We start from the raw sequence: 18,170 nt of genomic DNA on the forward strand, positions 1-18,170 counted from the left end.
TACTCCCAAAAACCGGATAAACGCTGAGAAGAATATGATCAGGTCACAGGAGGACCGAGAGAAGATAGAAGATAGAAGATAGAAGATAGAAGATAGAAGATAGAAGATAGAAGATAGAAGATAGAAGATAGAAGACAGTTAAACTAAAAACGGACACATGACATCAGTAATTTCACCATTTAATAAATTCAGTAACCAACTGAATTAAAAGAGGTTAATGATTAAACATGGATTAATTTCAACTTGAAATCACCATCATGATAAACACTTAACGTCTTCTTGATCTTATCTACCTAAATGAAATATCAAAATGCAGCATTGCATCCAAGGTGAAAATTTTGGTGTAAACATCCGTTGAGCTGGATTTTTTATGCCCCAAATACGCCTGAATAACTTTAAGGGGGACCCCATTAAAAATAAGGTGCATAGCAAAACTGTGTCGAAAGGTTTTGCACGTGATCGGCTCAACAACATACGAAATCCCCTTGGCTTCCGCCTGCTCAACCGCAGCGCGCAACCAATTACGAACCGTATTATCACTTTGGATCGGCCAAATCTGGCTTTGGTTTTTTAACCTCATCGTCGCAAAATAGCTTTTCATTAACTGCACATAGTCGGGATCAAACAAAGCCACCACGCGTTTAGCTCGTGGTTTGACTTTATTTTTTGTAATGATATTTTTGGGTTCACGTTGTTTTAACGTACGTAACACCACAAATGGCGTGTCCTCATCAAGATAAAAATCCCCTTTCGTCAATGCCAATGCTTCATGAATGCGCGCTCCCGTATTCCATAAAGTCTCAATTAACGTACGCTGATGCAGATCCGGAATAAATTGCAACAGTTGATTGATTTCTGGTGCCAATAAATATTTAGGGCAATCGAGCTCTGCCGCAATCGCCAAATTTCGTAATTGCCGCGCACGCTCTAAATGCCCCTTTTGTAAAAGGGCTTGAGATTGGCGCTGCAAAATTGATTTACCACTTTCAGGACTGACAGGAAAAAAAGCAGACATAATACATCACCTTAATAATCACCACTCTAATAATTACAATTAATATTATCACCCATTAAAACCAAATGAGACGCGGTAACAAAAGATCGCGCACTCGCGCCTGACGCTCATCAGATCCTTTCATCTTTTGGGCCGATTTTTGCCTCTGCTGAATTTAGGTATTATTGTCTTTTTTCCCTTAAACCGCAATAAGTTACACAACATGGAAAATATCGCCCATTCAAATAAACAAGATATAGTGAAGATCCTTACAACGATTACACTAAATAAGGGAAAATATGCGAAACACGTTATTTGCGGAGAATGACGGTAAAGCGCAATAATAAAAAATACGAATAATTGATTAAAAAATAGACTTCACAGGACTTATTAAGAGAGGATATCTAACCACCTCTAATGTATTTCATTAAATAATGGCAAAAATGGCTTAAAATCGATTATAGGAAGATTTAGCTATGTAAGACTTCTTTTGAAGAAATTGAGGTGTTAACTTGTGAACAGCCTGATTGTAGTCGAAGAAAAAGACCGGTTGAGATGATTGACAGGAAAAACATGAAAGAACGATTGATATCGCTACCGAGGATTTACCGCCGAAGTAAAAATCGCAATCAATGGCTTAAGATCAAGATAAACACCCGCAATATTTGCATCTATCCAGTGCTGTTGAGAAATGGCAGACCACTTTATGTCATAGCCTAAACAAAAAGCATTTCTTCAAAAAAGAAACGTAATGTCCGCCCATTTCTTTCTCGAAAAGGATGAAGTAGATTAAGCTCACAAAATAAATGGGCTAAATCTTTAATTAAATCAGCAAGATTTGAATGGCATTCTAAATTTGGGATGGTATTAAAAAGCTTTATTGCTTCAGGTTCAATTCTTGAAAAAGTACAAAAACGGGTATTACCCTTTGAAATATCGATATCCCTAACCTTACCTGCCCACGCATATAGGTCTTGAAAGAGATAAAAATGCAAAAACTTTAAATGAGAAAAATCGAATTGTGAAAGGAGCGATAGTTCACTTTGATATGAAAGGAATCGCGCAGTTGTAAAAGCAATTTCAGCTTCTTCAAGAAGCTCTATATCTTGTATATTTAGAACATTGATAAGAATATCTGTGCCAAGATAACAATAGGAATCCTGGCCTATGCCATATTTATCGCGCATATTTGCGTTTTAGCTCTGAAATGGAAAGTTTTTTTTCCTTATTTTTCAAAACAATACCTTCATATGAAAGGCTCACTCGATAGTTTTCCAAAGACGTAGAAAACTTAGCTTTAGTCACAAATGTCGTCGTTCTCATCGCTCACCTCTTCAAAATATTCCTTAGAATTATAAGATAAAGTAAGTATAACATAAAATAGTCATCGCTTTATCTCTAACCCTAGAAAATCTTTCGCCCTATATTTTTCATTAAGAATAATTATAGATAATTTAATTTCTATTTTTTCTATATTTATTCATTTTCAAATAAATCATTTTTCTTGCATCATAACTTATTAATATTGTAATTATTTTTGAAAATAAATAAAAGAGTACTAAAGATAAAAATGCACTGATAAAACCAAAAAACCATCTTTGTTTTTTTATTAAATTATTAATGTAATCTATAGAAGCCTTATCATTAAAAGCATCAAAAACTAAATCTACTGATTTTTTTGAAAACCTCACTGAAAATTCATCTTTATCACATTGTTCTTTGGTAATGTGCCAATCCTTAGCATCATTTTTGATAAAATTATATTCTACCGCCTCATGGCTATTAAACCAAAAGCACCCAGTGTCATCAAACTTGATCAACCCAGCTGGTTTTACTGCTATTGTAGTGCTCGTAGAAAAAAACGCTATTATAATTAATAGAAAAAATATACTGAATGGGATCAGAATGTGTATTTTTTTACCTTTAGATATTCAATAGAAAAACAAAACCTTAGCTTTGAAATAACTTTAAAGTCTAATTCATATATTTTAACCCACGATTCAAATTTATATTTTTGCCTTTTCGATATTGCATTCATATTATAATCATAATTGAATTTTTCAACTTCTTTTATATCAGATAATAAATCATCATTACTTTCAACGTTATGTCCAGTCCAAAATCTAAAAAATCTATCTGATATCGAAAAACCTGATTTTGCTTTGTTTTTTATAAACCAAATAGAACAGTTGCCCGCCTATGGCGGGAGCTAAGACTCTGTCACAGTAGCACTTTATTCAAACAACTTCACTCGCTATAATCCCTCAATGCACATACCACGACCCGCAAAACTTCTCTTTCAGATTGATGATGGCTGGGATCAATTACTCATTAAAAACGGTCATGCCGTTCCCGAGTGGACTAAGCTCGTCATCGAACGGATGCTCGCTTGCGGGACAGGGGCTATGGGCGTTCACCGTTATTGTTGCGCTTCGCCTGCCTGCTCTCATACAAAATATTTCTGCCAAAGCTGCAAAAGTAAAGGATGTAGTGCCTGTGGCATGAAGGCCACAGAACAATGGATTGCCGAGCAACAACACATTCTCCCCGACTGTGAATGGCAACATATTACCTTCACCATGCCCGACAAACTCTGGCCGGCTTTTACCAACAACTGGCCACTACTCAACCAACTTTTCGCCTGCGCCGCCAATACCCTGTTGAAATGGGCAAAAAAACTCGGTATCGAAATCGGCTTGTTTGTCGCCCTTCATACTTACGGTCGTCAACTCAACCAACATCCTCACATTCATTTATCGGTGACTCGCGGGGGACTCTGCCTCAAACACGGCATCTGGCGCCCCATTTTCTTCAAAAAGAAAATCGTTGAGCGTTACTGGCGTCAGGCCATCATTACCTTATTACGGGAAAACTACGCAACATTGAATTTACCAATGACTGGCTTCGAGCACATCCGTGATTACCGCGAATGGTGCCAATTTATTGAAGCTCAGTACCAGCGACGCTGGAAAATTCACTTCGCTAAAAAAAACTCGAAACCCCCGCCAAAACGTCAATTATCTTGGCCGTTACCTGAAACGACCGCCGATAGCCGCTTCAAAATTACGTCATTACACCGGGGGGCGGTCGTTCATCATTATTTTGACCACCGAACTGGGCGCCATCGCACACAACGACTGAGTCAGGAAGAGATGCTATGGCGTTATATCAGTCATATCCAGTCTCGCCATTTTAAAATGGTCCGATATTACGGCTTTCTGGCCTATCGAAAGCGGGGGGCTTTATTACCGAAAGTGTATGAAGCGCAGGGGATGATAGTGAAAGCTAAGCCACAAAAACCGGGCTTTGCATCACTGATGAAGCAATTTACGAATGTGGATCCATACCAATGTGTGTTGTGTGGGAGCCGAATGGTTTTTAATTGTGCAGAGGCGGGGCTTCGAGCCGAAGCGTTATTAGACATGCGTCGTCAACAATTTAAAACTGAGCGATGGTTACAACAAGCGGCATAGGGATGTTCCGCTTAAAATTCAGTTAATCGTATACTAAACATCCAAATAATGAAAATACAGGGAATAACTTATCGATAAAATAGATGATCTGTCATCTGCATAGCGGGCAATGGTTAGGCAAAAGTGACATTCAGTCTCCTAACCATGAACGTGCGGCTGAAGAACTAGGCGTGAGCGTGCGAAGTTACAAACGTTATGAAAAAGCGCAAAACATCGCTAAACTCATTGAGCTAGCGACGTTTGCGTTAAGCACAAAAATGACAAAGGAAATAGGGTGAGACTACTGCAGGGAAATGAGCTCTTCGCGGCTTAAACCGGTACTCTCAATGATAAGATCAAGGCTAACACCGTTCTTGAGCAAGTTACGCGCCATATCCAGTTGACGCTGATGTGCAAGCAGTCGTTCTTCTTCTCTACCTTTCTCGATACCAAGCTCAATGCCTTGCTGCAGGCCTTCTTGACGGCCTTTATCTTGTAAGCGTTGTGCTATATTCACAATAACCTCCTGATGCTTATCTGCCTGTTCACTCAATTGCTGGACAATATGTTCAAAGTTGGGGGAGTCCAGTGCAATGAACAGATAATTGAGGATAGTGACGATGTCGTTATCATCATTATACTGTTGATTGAGCGCTTGTGCCAATAGGGGGATAACCTTATCAAATTCATCCCGCAAATATTTGTGCTTCATCGCCAGCTCCATCACGGCCACTTTACGATGATTGACCAACTCATTATCATCAATCACCGTCACATCAACCAACGGGAAAGGTTGGGTATACAATTCATTGGCCATATCTGGTAACGGAAAGCAATCGGTCCACAATTGAGAATAGGGGTAGGGTGAACGACCACCATGATAAAACAGCACCGGCACTACTAACGGTAACGTTTTATGCCCTTGCTGAAGATGTTGGTTCATGGCTAAGAAAGCATAGTGCATAAGTCTCCAGGCCATTAGTTTATCGGGCGTCGACTGGTGCTCGACGAGAAGGTAAATATACCCTTCACCTTCGGTGGTTTGCACCGAATAGAGCACATCGGATAATCGAGATCGCAGCTGTTTGTCTATAAACGAGGAATTTGTGAGTGCCAGCGTACTGAAATCGCATAACGCTTTAATATGCTCAGGCAGATGAATGTCAAAAAAATCTTTTGCGCTGTCAACCTGCGTCATAAACCCTTTAAAAGCCGCATCATGTGCCGTCGGCGTGTGCTTAGGTTTCATTATTCTATCACTCACTCCTCACTAAAGACTGTACATCATAACGCAGAATCGATTTTCAGTCCGTTTTTCGACGCTCAATGTTCACGTTAAGCCCAATTTGCCTTTTCGCCCATACATTTAATGAATTTAATCATACGATTTCAATGAATTAGTAAGTTCATGGACGATAAATAATAAATCACATTCCTTTTCGTCCAGGTCATCATGTCAATCAAATCACGTAAAATGTTAACCTTATTCACCAAACGGTCAGGTGATTCAACAAAATTGACACTTATTCATGTCTAAGTGATAAACCATTCAGCAGACTGGCTTTACATTTCATTCCATAATCGGGGAGCTGGCGATTGCATGATAATCAGTGTCACGGTTAATAAAATAAAACAAAAGACCAACGTGTTTAGATATTTATCCGACCCGCCATGAAGACGTGAATGCAGATACACAAATAACATCAAGCAAAACACAATAACTTGCGTCGTCATCAAAATAATAAACACACTTAACTCCTCTGACGGATGTACATTATCGGAGCTAACATTCATTTTCTACCGAGATAGCAACAACGTATAGTGTGGTAAATTTTCATCGAACTGGCCGCAAAGATGGTGTTGTTTGATGACCTCGCTAAATTGTTCTTTATCACCCAGCACCCAAAAATTCACCGAGTTAACCTGTTTTCCATCATCACTAAACCCTGCGGTTAAGGCAGTCTGAGTGACATAGAAGGTGGTGGTTCCGGTTAGCATCGGTTTTTTCGTGATCAGTTTTTGCCAACGGTCATCACTGAGTACTACACTATTCCACCCTAAATCTTTGAGCAGCTCAGTCGCGTAGGTTAAGCGAAATAAATCACTTTGGCAGGCAATATCACAACAACACGAACGCCACAGATATTCTAACCGCGATTTCAGTTTTGAGGTCATTAACCGTTGTTGACCAAGGTTGATAAGCCATTCAAAATCATGGACGACACAGCGATGAAACCGTTTTTGTTTCAGGGCTGTTTGTAGCCAACGAAGCAGAAAAAGATTTTCAGATTGGGCGTTTCGAGCCGCTTTTCCATCCCATTGGGCCAGTTTAAGCGCGACTAAAGCGGCAAAGGCTAATTTACCCAGCCAACGATTCTTTTCTTCAACGGTAATCGGGGAATTAGAAGTCTTGGTCATACGATTCGTGATTGTTGTTTAGCCAGTTTTTGAATACGTTTCAACGTATCGGCGACATCCAACTCGGTGACAGTGCCATTCGGTTGACCGTCTTTATCATAACGTGCCGCGCCAGGCATAATCGTGGTGCGGTATTTCACACTGTGGCTAATGGTCGCAAGGCTGCGTTTCAGCTTTTTAGTTGAAATCGGCAACTCACGAGCTTTTTTATCCGCAAATAAGGCTTCACGTGTGCCAACCGCCATCGGTCGAAGTTGTCCATTGGGAAAAAGCTGTGGCCAATAGGCTGAGAGATTCGAAATAGCTTCCTCTAAAGGGAGATGTTTTTTTGGCGGCGTCGGCGGGATCACTTTTTTTTCTAACCGGATGACAACCGCTTTCTGTTTTTTCGCCGGCGGAGGGGGCACTTTTTTAGACGGTTGCGGTTGCACTGTTTTGGCGGGTTTATGGGGTTTACGCTGTGTATTGACCACGACCTGTTTACGGCGACGTTGAATAACCAGTTCAGTACTTTCCGACTCTTTTTCTATCGTCGGACGTTTTAACGTCAGTGTTTTGCGTTCCATTTCAACCTCACACCAAAATCGCTTTTATCATCAATGTATTACTAGCAGATTATCATGAAATTTCACCAAAATCACCCAGCCCGAAGGGCTGTAGACGGCAAATAGAGTGACAGAGAACAGATTAAGGTCAGGGCCGTCGAGACCCGCGTTAGCGGTTACGCACTGTTTAATGCCCCAATCCGCCCCTCGTCCTGGTTGAGCCAATTAAAATTAACACCGTTATTTTGTTTATTTGACCCTTTGGAAAACGCAGTGAGACGGGCGAGAGGCGTAGCCTCGATGAACGGCTGTAGCTGCGCGTTAAGGTGGCCATAGGCCAGCTTTACGGGGGCAATGGCACTATGCTGACACCATTATCTGAGCGACCGCCATGTATGGCGTGTAAGCGAAGGCTTTATTGGGTTTGTCTCTTTAGAGTGTGCGGCTTGAAAAAGCAGAGCCGCAACTCCTTTTATTTAAAAGGACGTTTAGTTCAGAATCTAAAAACGAATTTAACGATAAAACACCAAACTGATTCGAAGTTAATTGCAGAGAATAAATGCATTCGAAGTTAATAGGGTAAATATCACACAAAAATAGTCGAGCTATCATCGTTGAGATGAATGCAGAGATTGAATCAACGAATTTTCTGTTCAAAAAACAAGCTCTACAGATTTGGGGCGAACGAGACCACCGCCAGTCAAGGCGGTAAATTTAAAGGGGTGAATTAGGAGTCCGGCAGGTGTTCCAAGTAATGCAGATAGATAGCCTGCCCTTGAATACTTGGATACAAGGCTTTCATTTTCCGCTCAAAGGCCATGACCGCCGCAATAGGCTGCGTCACCTTCCATGATTCGAAACGACGCCATGCAGCATGTTCGGCGCTTTCTGGCGCTTCCAAACTTTTGGCTAACGCTTTCTTTTCCTTTAGGGCTTTGGCTAAATGTTTCTTCTCTTGTTTGAGCGCTTCATCTTTCCCAACCACGAGCGTTTTGAGCTTGTTGAGCAGGTTGCGAAGTTTATGCTTAGTGTCGAGTGACACCACGTTCGCGCGGGCAAGCCGCAAAACATGTTGGGCGTAGCGTTTTTGGTAGCTCTCTTTTAATCCCTGTTTTTCCATCCAGCGGCTAAAGCTGGATACGACTTCGCGCAGTTCCGATGCAGAAAACCCGAGTCCATGGAAAAACTCCGGACGAATCCAAATGCGCATCGCTTTGTATTGTTTGGCCTCGATATCAAAATCGCGGTCAATCACAATGAGGTTAGCGTGTTCCCAGTCACGCAGCGCATGCAATATCGGATCGTAACTTTTACGACCACTGTCATAGCGATACAGTTGACCGCACAATTCCGCTAACTTCTCCACGGAGCACATCACTTCAAACAGCGCGTCGCTTTCAGGGTTATAATCGGCATAGGCAATCATGGCCATCGCTAACGCGTCAAAGGTTTCCCGACGCTCTGAACGCACGGATATCCGCTGCTTTCGACTATAACGCAGTTGGTAAATATGGGGGTTTCGGTTCCAGTCGTGGCATTTTAACGCGGCTGCAAAGCGACGCACCGGCACTAATTTCGGTAATTGCCCTAAAAATTTGGGTGCATAATGCCGATGAATTTTACCGACGGAACAAGGGACTGCCGAATTTGAGGTAGCATTATTCATGTTTCTCCGCACTTATGTTGTACGGAAGGAGTTGAATTTTGTTGCGCATAATTCTATACTCCCCTCAAGGAGTACAACATACCCCTTGCGGAATTACTCTGATGACCCCTGATAATCTTTTCGTCCCGCCAAGAATGAAGAAGATTACAGGGGTTTTCTATTTGGGTTCACAGCACATTTTTGTGTGTTACATCCCATCTCTTGCCACCTTTCGGCGTGGCGACCACAAAATCCACATCAATTGTCGGCTAATCTAGCATTCTATGCGCATCCAAGCAACGTCTTCACGTCAAGACGCGATTTATTCACAATAATTTATGATAAAACTTGAGGTTCGACGCGAGAGAAAACTAAAAGAAACTGGCGGAAATCGCCGACAATGCGGGTTAAAACAGAAATAACAGAGACTTAATCACCAAACTCACGATCACGAGATTTTTCCATCACGATTTCACGCTCTTGCTGACGCAATGCCTCTCGTTGTTGTTGCTGATGTTGGCGCTCAAACTGTACAGCCTTTTCAATGACACGCTCTTTCGCCTCCATGAAGTCATGTTCGCCTTTGAGTAAGCTGTCACGCTCTTGAGCCATCACCAGTTTCAATTCCTCCTCGTTAAGCTCAGGGGTTTTAGACTCACTACTGGTTTGTTGACGCAGGGCAGCTTCAGCCTCTTTTAAGGCTTTATCCATCGCCTGCTCCTCGGGGGTTTGCAGGGATTTCGGGTCACTGTTTGCTTTATCGGTTTGCGTGGCATTCGGATTCGCATAGGCGTTATCCACTTCCCCTTGCGTGATTTTCTCAATCATGGCCGTGTGTAAACGTTCATCGGGATAGAGTTGTACGACTACACCTTGTTCGGGTTGTTGCGCCATCGCCCCAAAGGCTGAATCCAAACTGTTCACAATCACGGTTTTCCCGTTTTGACTGGGTTTCACCACGATAAATTGTGCCTGTTCGCTCCCCAGTAAACGCCCTTCAGCTCGAAGTCCTTGCAATTTATCACCGTCAAGTTCAATCGCTTGTAACATCGTACCTTGAGCTTTACCGTGGACATCGTAAGCCGGCCACGCGACATGCGGTTCGGGATACTTAGTGGACGGGTAAACAAACTTCCCTTCATGGGTGTCACCCAATCCCATTTGGCGGCTTAATGCACGACCAATCGCTGTCTCATTAAGCGGTTTCGCATGGTCAAACAGTTGATTACCGACTTTGGCGGCGCGGTCTTGTTCAGCCAATAGCACATCATGCGCCGTCTGCCGGTTCCCTGGGTTCTCGATGGCTTTGGTCCATTTATCCAAATCATCACTGTAGGTTTGCACATGCGCTTTCGTACGAGATAACGCCACGTATGCATCGCGCAAGGTCGCCAGAGAGCGTCGGTCTCCTGCCACGCCACCAAGGACGATGACAAACTGACTGCTGGTCCCTTGCGCTTTATGAGCCGTACCGGCATAGCCGTAATCCACGTGTTGGTCAGTCAATGCCCTATTCGGGTCAAGCTCGCGTGACTCATCGCCCTTGGTGATCGTGATTTTCCCATTTTCGCTGACTTCACTGACCGTCCAGTCACTGTTCATCACGCGTCCGCGCTCTTTGTCGGTACGGGTAAAGCTAATTTTCTCGCCAACCGCGATATGACGGCTTTCTTGGCGGTAAATACCGATATCCCGTAAGCTACTTTCAAAAGCCGAGAGTAAATGCCCTTTACCTTCTTCATCAACCAGGGTCACAACCCCCTCACTCACTCCCGTCTCCGTCACCGCAATCCGATAATACTGCTCTTGAATCAGCGCAATCTTACCGACATGTGCCGCCATCCCAACCGTTGAGAGCAAGGCTTCGGTGCGGGTGCTTTCACGCACCAAGATTGGTACGTTTCTCCCGCCTTGCAGTTGCCCTTGTTCGACTAGGATTTGATGAATACCGCGATTAAGTTCATCTTTATCACGGTTGGTTTGCACCACAATCAGTGTCTCTTTTTGCGCTTCAGCCGTTCGCCCGCGATAGTCATCGAGAATATGTGTAATGACCTTGTCACCTGAATTTATCACCGACTGTTCGGGTAATTCCGCCCCCGCTCGACGGGAAACCACATCCGGTGTCACCCGATTCATCGTGTCAATAGCAGTTTGAATATTGCCTGCTATAATGGCTTCAATGGTCGGACGAAGTTCGGGTCTTTGCCGAACAATTTCTTTCATAATGGCGGTATCAAGGACTGAGCGTTCTTGCGCAAGCGCAAAGGGCGTTCCACTGTCCACCGATAATAGCTGGGCCGTATCCCCACTGAGCACGCCTCGCCCCCCTCCATGCGCGATGATCTGCAAAACTTCACTTAAATTTCGGTTGCCGACCATAGAGCTTTCATCGACTAAAAATAGCGTATTTTTAAAATCGAGCGTTTCGCCTTGTTGTTGGCGTTGATTCGCATCCATCAAAAAGGCATGCAAGGTTTGCGATTTCACACCAACATCGGCCATTTCCCCAACGGCACGGTGAGTAGGCGCAAGACCTATCACTTCCGGTCGCTGTGCTGCTGGGAGGGTATCCAACGCCTTGAGAACGGCAGTAAATTGCGTGGTTTTCCCTACCCCAGCATAGCCTTGGATGCCGACAAATTGGTCACGACTGCCTAAAATCAGCTCAGTTGCCGCTTTTTGTCCCGAGGTTAATCCGTCCAGTTGCGCCTCTGGCACAGACGCCATCAACGGTGTTTGTGTACCTTTACCCGCTAAAATCGTTGTGAGAATTTGTTTTTCCATCTCCCACGTACTGGCGGCCACATAATGTTGTTGGGCTGCCCCCTTGCCACTGCTCACGGGGATGATGGCTTTTTGGGAAACTAAGCGGTCAAAAGCGTTTCCCACCGATTGACTGTCGAGCGAGGCGTGTAACGGCAACGCTTTGGCAATCGCATCGATACGCGAGAAAAAAACCTGGCTCTCTTGCGCTAGCCCCATCCCTTGTTGCAAGGCTTTTTCGGGTTTAGACCATAGCGCGTGTGCCGCATTATCAGCGGCTTGCTCAATGGCTTTCGCATCCTGCCCCTCTACTCCAACCAATTGACGCGCTTGCTGATAGACTGGAGAACGCGATAAACGACGCTCGGTTTCCATCTTATCCAGTGGCGTATACACGGTAATATGCTCACCACTGCGTGCCGCCGTATTGAGTAAGGTCGGCTGTGTATCCCGTGCAGATGCGGCCAATAACACCGTCCCTGTATCGTTAGCCTGTTGCCCTGGGGCGGTAACATAACCATAATCGGCTTTGACACCCTCCCGTACATCAATACGATGCGTTTTCCCATTGAAATTAATCATGATGGCGTTTGGCATAAAACCGGAAACCGTGACAGCGTCACGTGCAGAGAGTTTATTTTGCTTCGCCAGTATCGTTAACCGCTCGCCTTGCTTGATGTCCATCGTTTGGCGCTGATAGGCACTCCATTGGCCATCAAATTGCTGTGGCTTCATCACCTGTTTTTGCCCTTGGTCATCGAGCAACGTGACCGAACGGGTTTCAGGCGTCACACGGTCAATGGTGTAGCGTTCAACCTCTTTTTTGTCCGCATTCCAACGCTCCATCACCATGCCTTCACGGTAGCTGTCGATTTGCTTGCGTGAATAGCTGTCGAGCCACACGGGCTTAAGCTGTGTCACCGTCACCGTTTTTTCACTGAGCATGCCGTGCTCGGTGAGCGTTTGCCGAACGGTGTCGGTGACAATTTTTTGCTCACGAACGCCACTGACCTGTGCGACCACGGGTTTCATGTCACTGTGCAGCTGTGCATAATCCGCCGCCAGTGCCGCATAACGATGATTTTTATCGGGAATATGTGCCGTTTTCACCGTTAAGACAGCTGAAGCCTCACCTTGAAAACGTGGCACTCCTGCATCTTGCAACGTCGCCAATACGTTTCCCGTGCCTTTGCGCCCACCACTGTCCATCATGAGCACTTGCACATTGGCAGATTGGGCGCTTTCAAGTAGGGATAAGGCGGATTTCAATGACAGTTTTTCCGCATTGGCAACCAACAAGGTACTGTTGGGTTTAAGCGGTTGACTGTCACTCAGGGTCATTTTCGGCACATAAGCAAAACGCTTATCATTGGCAAAGGCTTGACGACTAGTCGTATCAAGGGTCATCACCGCTACGTCACGCCCCTGTGATTGAGCCATCGTGACACCGTCTAATACCCCGTCTCGTTGCGCTTTACCGAGTCCTTGACTAGCGACAATTGCAATACTGGGTAACGTATCTGCCACTTTTTCCATGACTGGTGCGAGGGTTTCTGTCCGCGCCTGAAAACTGATGGTACGGTTATGTTGCTTCATGTCGGTAGCAATTTGTTGTAGCTTCAGCTCGTCCATCAAATGAATAGACGAGGTAAATAGTCCTTTTTTCTCATCCAGTGGGATAAGTTGACGCTGTTCAATCGCCACATCGATAGCCTCACGCACCTGCGCTATCATGCCCGCACGAGCTTCCAATCCCCCAAGCGATTTAGCGAGCACTTGGCTGTAGTTCATACTGAGCTGCTTATCACTGAGTAGCGCGATGGCATCGGTGACAGCGCGTGTGATATCCGGCAGGATCTCCCGAGGCATGGAACCCGTATCCCCTTTAGCCATGCGCTGCTCTGCGTCGGCATAAAACTTTTTACGTTCTTCAGGACCAAAGCCATTTTTATCCAAGCGGTCAAACCAGTCGGTTAATAACTCACTTTTTTCAGGGGTTGTTTTAGCTTGACGAGTATCGAGCGCCGCTACATCACGGGATTTGAGTGAGGCTTCATGCCCCACCGCATCCATAATTTGAGCATGGCGTTGAGAAAAAGGCACAACGGGCACACCCACGATTTCCCATAACCCATTTTTTCCTGTTTCATGAGTTTGCATACCAAAGCTTTCTACGCGCTCACGTAAAGCATGGCGGTAGATTTGCCCTAATGACACTTGCAATGCATAAACAGCCTCACTGAAGCCGCTTTTTTGCTGTGTATCACTGGATAACGTGCGCCACTCGCCATTGTGTTTGGTCATGTTCATCACAAGGGCATGCGTATGGACTAAAGGGTCGTGCTCGCGGGATGTATCATGGTTAAATGCCACGATAACCAAGTTTTTGGTCATTTCCAGCGAGGTTTTGCCTTCAACCATCACCCGCGTTGACGCGAGGCTCTCCACTTCCTTTAGGGCAACCTCGACCGCATGATTGTGCGCGTCAATCATGCGCTTATCACCTAGCACTAACCCTAATACAGAAACACTTTTGGGTGCCGAAAACGTTAAATCTTGCCCTTCGCGGTGGACGTTTTTACCGTTTTCCCTGCGCTCTAGACTTTGGCCATTGGGTAAGCGCCCCTCCAGGATTTCCCCCAGTTGGTCTTTAGTAACTTCGCCTTCCAGTCCAAGCGATTTCGCACCTTCGCCCATCCAACGGGCTTCAAGGTTGCCAAGGAAATAATAATTGTCTTCATGGGTATAATAATTTGCCGCATTATTGGCAATCGGTGCAACTGTCATCATTACCATTTCCCCCAACCGTTATCGTGTTCACGCTCTAAATCAGGTGAAGAACTCACATTTTTTACATGGGGATCCCCCAAAATTTCCTTTTCTTCCTGTCGCATGCGCGTATAGCTTTCATACAGGTCTTGGGGGTTTTCTTCTGATTCGACGGCGGCACCTAAAACCTCACCCGTTTCAGTATTCACAGTGAGTCCCTCCATCACCACCTCTCTACCACTCGTGCTATTTATATTGGTCAATGGATCGGTTTGTGTCTCGCTGGAGTCCACTTTGGGCGATGACGTGTCTGAGACTGAGGGCATGGCGGGTAAAAGCTCTTCAGGCATCCTGTCGTTCAACACCGCATTTTCTACCGTCGTGGTAGCACTCACTTCGGTAGGAATGTCAACGGGTTTGCCGCTAATGAGACCATCAATAAAACGTCCCACATTGGCGGGTAAAGTGTCGTGCTTCAGTCGCAACTCAATTTCCGTTTCAATTTCTTGGTCTAAACTGTCATTGATGTTACGCGGAGTAAATTCAGCGGCGACTGGCTTAATTTTTTCATAACTCATGGCTTGCCTGACAACGGGGTATTGACCGGGTAATGTCAAATAACACGTCAGATCGGGTAAAGACTGAACATCTGAGTAGTTAACTAAGTCACTGTCTTCTTGTTGTTTACTGAACGAGACCCCATCCCGCACCGTCTCTTTGCCGTAGCTGTATTGCTCATTAAATCGCCTGATCCGCTCTTGCCCGAGTTGATCTCGCACCCATTTCGCGACACTTTCATCCGGTGAACGAAAGAAAAAACGGGTATTGAGCAAATCCATCATGGCATCGGCATAATCCCGACCGTAGGTGTAGTCCAACTGCGGTTTATTCTGAAAACCCAGCGTAAAACACCCACCAAACTTACGGGCCTCTGACAATACTTGCGGTAACTCCGGCAACTTATGCAAAGAGGCCAGCTCGTCATAAATGAACCACACTCGCCGCTCTGGGTTTTCCCCCATTTCTAATAGACAGTTAGCGGCTTGGGCTAACCACATGGAAATCAGCGGTTTTAAGGATTCATGTTGACGGGCATTACTGGTGATCCACAGCCACCCGTGACGTTCTTTTTTCTCATTAACACTTTTCATCCACTCACGGATAGCAAACGGTTGTTTGCCATTACGTTCAATCCCTTGAAGGTAGCGCAGGGCTTTGACGTAGTTCGTCAACACACCTCGGATAGAAATGGCGGTTTTCTCGACCTTCTCTTCCATCAAGTTACTGGCTTCCGTGCCTGCCACATACGCACGTAACGTTTTTAAATCAATGGCTAATAAAGTCCGTAATAATTTGTTATAACTGCGATTCGAATCCCCCCCTAACTTAGCGGCGACGGCGGTAAAAATGGTTCGCGCAGACCCAGTCCAGAAGGGATCTTCGGAGGTGCTTTGAGGGATGAGTGTATTCGCCATACTGTCAAAATCGGGTGTCGTTAAGCATTCACGCCACAGATCCCAATTTTCACAGCGGTCATCCAGGGGATTGAGCAATTTGTCGATATTTTCGTTGTAGTGCTTTTTGACCAACGAACAACCTTTATCAAACACAATCACCATGTCACCGCGTTTACGCAGTTGAATTAACAGCTTATTAATGGCATTGGATTTTCCTGAACCGGGTGTGCCGTGCATTAAGATATTTTGCACTTCACTGTTCAGTTTCAGTGGTAATCCATCAAACGTGATCGGCGAAGCTTCGCGTCGGGCATGCAGCATATTTCGGACCGCTTTAACATCGTCGGTCAGGGTTCGCCCGCCGATAACATCATTATGAGCTTGGCGCTGCCCCAAACGATGTAAAAAACGGTAGACAATAAACGCCAAACCAATGACGAAAATAATGGCCCATAAAACAGATAAGCCCAATTCTTGTAAGACAATATTCCCGGCATAGATCATGTAATCGTCTTTGAGAATGGCCTCGGAGGTAAAACGATAGAGTTGTCCATCAAAACTGACGTCATAAATAGGTGGCACACGATAAAGGGCTTGTTCCCCGCCAGACATAAAATAGAGCCACCAATATAATCCCCCATTTTTCATTTCTTGAATGGGAACTTTAAAATAAAAAATAACAGGGAAAATAAGTAAGAAGAATAGAATAAGCCAAAAGGATATTCGCTTATTCACTTGCATGAACATGCCCAGCATATAGCTAAAGACCTGCCCACCCTGCGTAATATGCTTGGTTGAACTCATAATAAGAATACTCCGTCGAAATAACGAATAGAGAATAAATAAGAAGAGATGAATAAATCGATTTTATTGCATTAATATATCATCGACTGACTGTTTAGATTTAAGCGCGCAAAATATGATCCCTTGCGCTCGACTCAAATTGTTCATTTTAATATATTCAGAAATATCGACCCTTATCTTTTTTGAATCCATTTTATTGAGTTCGTTAAGAATGACATCTAAATTAGGAGAGAGAATACCCATGTGATTTAAATATTGACTCACGTTTTTTTGATTGGATTGACTCGGATTTTGATAACCAACAACATATTGGCTACAGCCAACTATCACATCTCGTTGAGCAAGATAACATAACGATCCGTCATTTTTTCCACTCAACGTGGAAGCAAAAGAAAATTGGGTCGCCAAAAATAAAGATAAAGCAACCCCTACTTTATTCCGTGTTGTTTTTTTCATATAAACCTCAAATTATAAGTCGATGTATAACTTAGGCAGGATTAATTCAATTATTGATTATTTTGTGCGAGACAGCTCTTGTCGTTCAATACAGCCAACACAGTGTTTCACACCTGGTAGTGCAATTCGTCGAGCAAGTGGAATACGCTCACCACATTCCATACAGGCCTCAGCACTTTGACCTTGATACTGAGCACGTTGACTCAGTCGTAAAGACAGCAAAAAATCACTCTCAGCTTGAGAGATATCAATTTCATCAGCCATGGGAACCTCTTGAGAAGAAACGTTCCGTTCCCCTGAAAAATTCATTATTTGGGGGAACGGAATGTTAACAAGCGAAGCGCGTTAGTTTTATAATTGGTTCATAACTTTATTTTTATGTTTTTGTTTTGTTTCGTTAATATCCTTATCTAGTTTTTCTTTGAATTTTTTATCCATATATACAACACTCATATCAAATGACATATGCTTTGCTTGAATCCAAATAAGAACATTATCTTTTTCAAAAATGGCATATTTATCACCTACAAATGGTATACTTTCATCATCTAATGGATATTTACTTCGGAGGATTTCATAAAAAAAACCAAATTTATCTTTAGGTAATGTTAACCACACACCTTTTAGAGTCTCTCCATCAAATGAAACATCAGCTTTTTTAATTTCATCAATCAATATTTCACTTGGAATTAAATCCCATCTCCACTGAGATTCATTGTTTTTTATTGTGTATTTTTCGGAAACCGTTCTTTTGGTATCCTGATTAATTGTTAACCCTATAACATTAACTTCCGAATAGGAAAAAAATGAAACAAAAGTTAATGCAATCACAAAGAAATTTCTCAACATATTAATTCCTTATTT

The 18,170-nt window shown here is 43.9% G+C and carries 14 protein-coding genes and 1 pseudogene; 2 read left to right on the forward strand and 13 right to left on the reverse strand.

Features of this window, described 5'->3' with window-relative positions; all coding sequences use genetic code 11:
* Positions 1–289 precede the first annotated feature (289 nt).
* The 4 genes and pseudogenes from M5X66_RS18230 to M5X66_RS18895 all read right to left on the reverse strand — a co-directional run bounded on the left by M5X66_RS18230 (position 290) and on the right by M5X66_RS18895 (position 3,176).
* On the reverse strand, positions 290–1,015 hold the full coding sequence (locus tag M5X66_RS18230) for a tyrosine-type recombinase/integrase (RefSeq protein WP_051420265.1): 726 nt from the start codon (positions 1,013–1,015) through the stop codon (positions 290–292).
* Positions 1,016–1,588: 573 nt separating this feature from the next.
* Positions 1,589–2,181, reverse strand: a pseudogene (locus M5X66_RS18235) (Fic/DOC family protein).
* A 267-nt stretch (positions 2,182–2,448) separates the two neighbouring features.
* On the reverse strand, positions 2,449–2,925 hold the full coding sequence (locus M5X66_RS18240) for a DUF6216 family protein (RefSeq protein WP_222859989.1): 477 nt from the start codon (positions 2,923–2,925) through the stop codon (positions 2,449–2,451).
* Positions 2,895–3,176: a DUF6216 family protein gene (locus tag M5X66_RS18895; RefSeq protein WP_222859988.1), complete on the reverse strand. Its 282-nt coding sequence runs from the start codon at positions 3,174–3,176 to the stop codon at positions 2,895–2,897. The genes M5X66_RS18240 and M5X66_RS18895 overlap by 31 nt, the downstream gene beginning before the upstream one ends.
* Before the next feature lie 85 nt (positions 3,177–3,261).
* Between M5X66_RS18895 and M5X66_RS18245 the strand changes: the two genes are divergently transcribed.
* The gene (locus M5X66_RS18245; protein WP_230086699.1) at positions 3,262–4,467 is read left to right on the forward strand and encodes an IS91 family transposase; all 1,206 of its coding nucleotides are present in this window, start codon (positions 3,262–3,264) and stop codon (positions 4,465–4,467) included.
* An 83-nt stretch (positions 4,468–4,550) separates the two neighbouring features.
* On the forward strand, positions 4,551–4,745 hold the full coding sequence (locus tag M5X66_RS18820; protein ID WP_036954300.1) for a hypothetical protein: 195 nt from the start codon (positions 4,551–4,553) through the stop codon (positions 4,743–4,745).
* Positions 4,746–4,747: 2 nt separating this feature from the next.
* Here the strand turns inward: M5X66_RS18820 and M5X66_RS18255 are convergent, their stop codons facing one another.
* The 9 genes from M5X66_RS18255 to M5X66_RS18295 all read right to left on the reverse strand — a co-directional run bounded on the left by M5X66_RS18255 (position 4,748) and on the right by M5X66_RS18295 (position 18,155).
* Positions 4,748–5,695 (reverse strand): Rpn family recombination-promoting nuclease/putative transposase, encoded by a 948-nt coding sequence (locus M5X66_RS18255; RefSeq protein ID WP_036954304.1) that lies wholly within the window; start codon positions 5,693–5,695, stop codon positions 4,748–4,750.
* A gap of 548 nt (positions 5,696–6,243) precedes the next feature.
* Positions 6,244–6,864, reverse strand: a complete 621-nt coding sequence (locus M5X66_RS18260) for a DUF2913 family protein (protein ID WP_051422736.1) — start codon at positions 6,862–6,864, stop codon at positions 6,244–6,246.
* Entirely contained in the window at positions 6,861–7,430 is a 570-nt protein-coding gene (locus M5X66_RS18265; protein ID WP_051422737.1) for a ProQ/FINO family protein, read from the reverse strand. Before M5X66_RS18265 ends, M5X66_RS18260 begins: the two co-directional genes overlap by 4 nt.
* 706 nt (positions 7,431–8,136) lie before the next feature.
* Entirely contained in the window at positions 8,137–9,075 is a 939-nt protein-coding gene (locus M5X66_RS18270; protein ID WP_270104040.1) for a RepA family replication protein, read from the reverse strand.
* Between the two features lie 408 nt (positions 9,076–9,483).
* Entirely contained in the window at positions 9,484–14,610 is a 5,127-nt protein-coding gene (gene traI / locus M5X66_RS18275) for a conjugative transfer relaxase/helicase TraI (protein WP_270104041.1), read from the reverse strand.
* The gene (traD, locus tag M5X66_RS18280; RefSeq protein WP_051422742.1) at positions 14,610–16,850 is read right to left on the reverse strand and encodes a type IV conjugative transfer system coupling protein TraD; all 2,241 of its coding nucleotides are present in this window, start codon (positions 16,848–16,850) and stop codon (positions 14,610–14,612) included. Before traD ends, traI begins: the two co-directional genes overlap by 1 nt.
* A gap of 63 nt (positions 16,851–16,913) precedes the next feature.
* Positions 16,914–17,306 carry a hypothetical protein gene (locus M5X66_RS18285; protein WP_036954313.1) on the reverse strand — a complete coding sequence of 131 codons (393 nt, stop codon included), beginning with the start codon at positions 17,304–17,306 and terminating at the stop codon, positions 16,914–16,916.
* 57 nt (positions 17,307–17,363) lie between these two features.
* A complete protein-coding gene (locus M5X66_RS18290) occupies positions 17,364–17,570 on the reverse strand; it encodes a TraR/DksA C4-type zinc finger protein (protein WP_036954316.1) in 207 nt (68 codons plus the stop codon).
* An 87-nt stretch (positions 17,571–17,657) separates the two neighbouring features.
* Entirely contained in the window at positions 17,658–18,155 is a 498-nt protein-coding gene (locus M5X66_RS18295) for a hypothetical protein (protein ID WP_036954320.1), read from the reverse strand.
* Between the last annotated feature and the right edge of the window lie 15 nt (positions 18,156–18,170).

Origin of the sequence: Providencia sp. PROV188, assembly GCF_027595165.1 — a bacterium.
GTDB classification, from domain to species: Bacteria; Pseudomonadota; Gammaproteobacteria; order Enterobacterales; family Enterobacteriaceae; genus Providencia; species Providencia lanzhouensis.

Excerpts from the sequence above, each read along its gene's own strand:
- traI (WP_270104041.1), bottom strand. The coding sequence starts at position 14,610 with ATGATGACAGTTGCACCGATTGCCAATAATGCGGCAAATTATTATACC.
- M5X66_RS18290 (WP_036954316.1), bottom strand. The coding sequence starts at position 17,570 with ATGGCTGATGAAATTGATATCTCTCAAGCTGAGAGTGATTTTTTGCTG.
- M5X66_RS18270 (WP_270104040.1), bottom strand. The coding sequence starts at position 9,075 with ATGAATAATGCTACCTCAAATTCGGCAGTCCCTTGTTCCGTCGGTAAA.
- M5X66_RS18295 (WP_036954320.1), bottom strand. The coding sequence starts at position 18,155 with ATGTTGAGAAATTTCTTTGTGATTGCATTAACTTTTGTTTCATTTTTT.
- traD (WP_051422742.1), bottom strand. The coding sequence starts at position 16,850 with ATGAGTTCAACCAAGCATATTACGCAGGGTGGGCAGGTCTTTAGCTAT.
- M5X66_RS18255 (WP_036954304.1), bottom strand. The coding sequence starts at position 5,695 with ATGAAACCTAAGCACACGCCGACGGCACATGATGCGGCTTTTAAAGGG.
- M5X66_RS18230 (WP_051420265.1), bottom strand. The coding sequence starts at position 1,015 with ATGTCTGCTTTTTTTCCTGTCAGTCCTGAAAGTGGTAAATCAATTTTG.
- M5X66_RS18245 (WP_230086699.1), top strand. The coding sequence starts at position 3,262 with ATGCACATACCACGACCCGCAAAACTTCTCTTTCAGATTGATGATGGC.
- M5X66_RS18820 (WP_036954300.1), top strand. The coding sequence starts at position 4,551 with ATGATCTGTCATCTGCATAGCGGGCAATGGTTAGGCAAAAGTGACATT.
- M5X66_RS18285 (WP_036954313.1), bottom strand. The coding sequence starts at position 17,306 with ATGAAAAAAACAACACGGAATAAAGTAGGGGTTGCTTTATCTTTATTT.
- M5X66_RS18265 (WP_051422737.1), bottom strand. The coding sequence starts at position 7,430 with ATGGAACGCAAAACACTGACGTTAAAACGTCCGACGATAGAAAAAGAG.
- M5X66_RS18260 (WP_051422736.1), bottom strand. The coding sequence starts at position 6,864 with ATGACCAAGACTTCTAATTCCCCGATTACCGTTGAAGAAAAGAATCGT.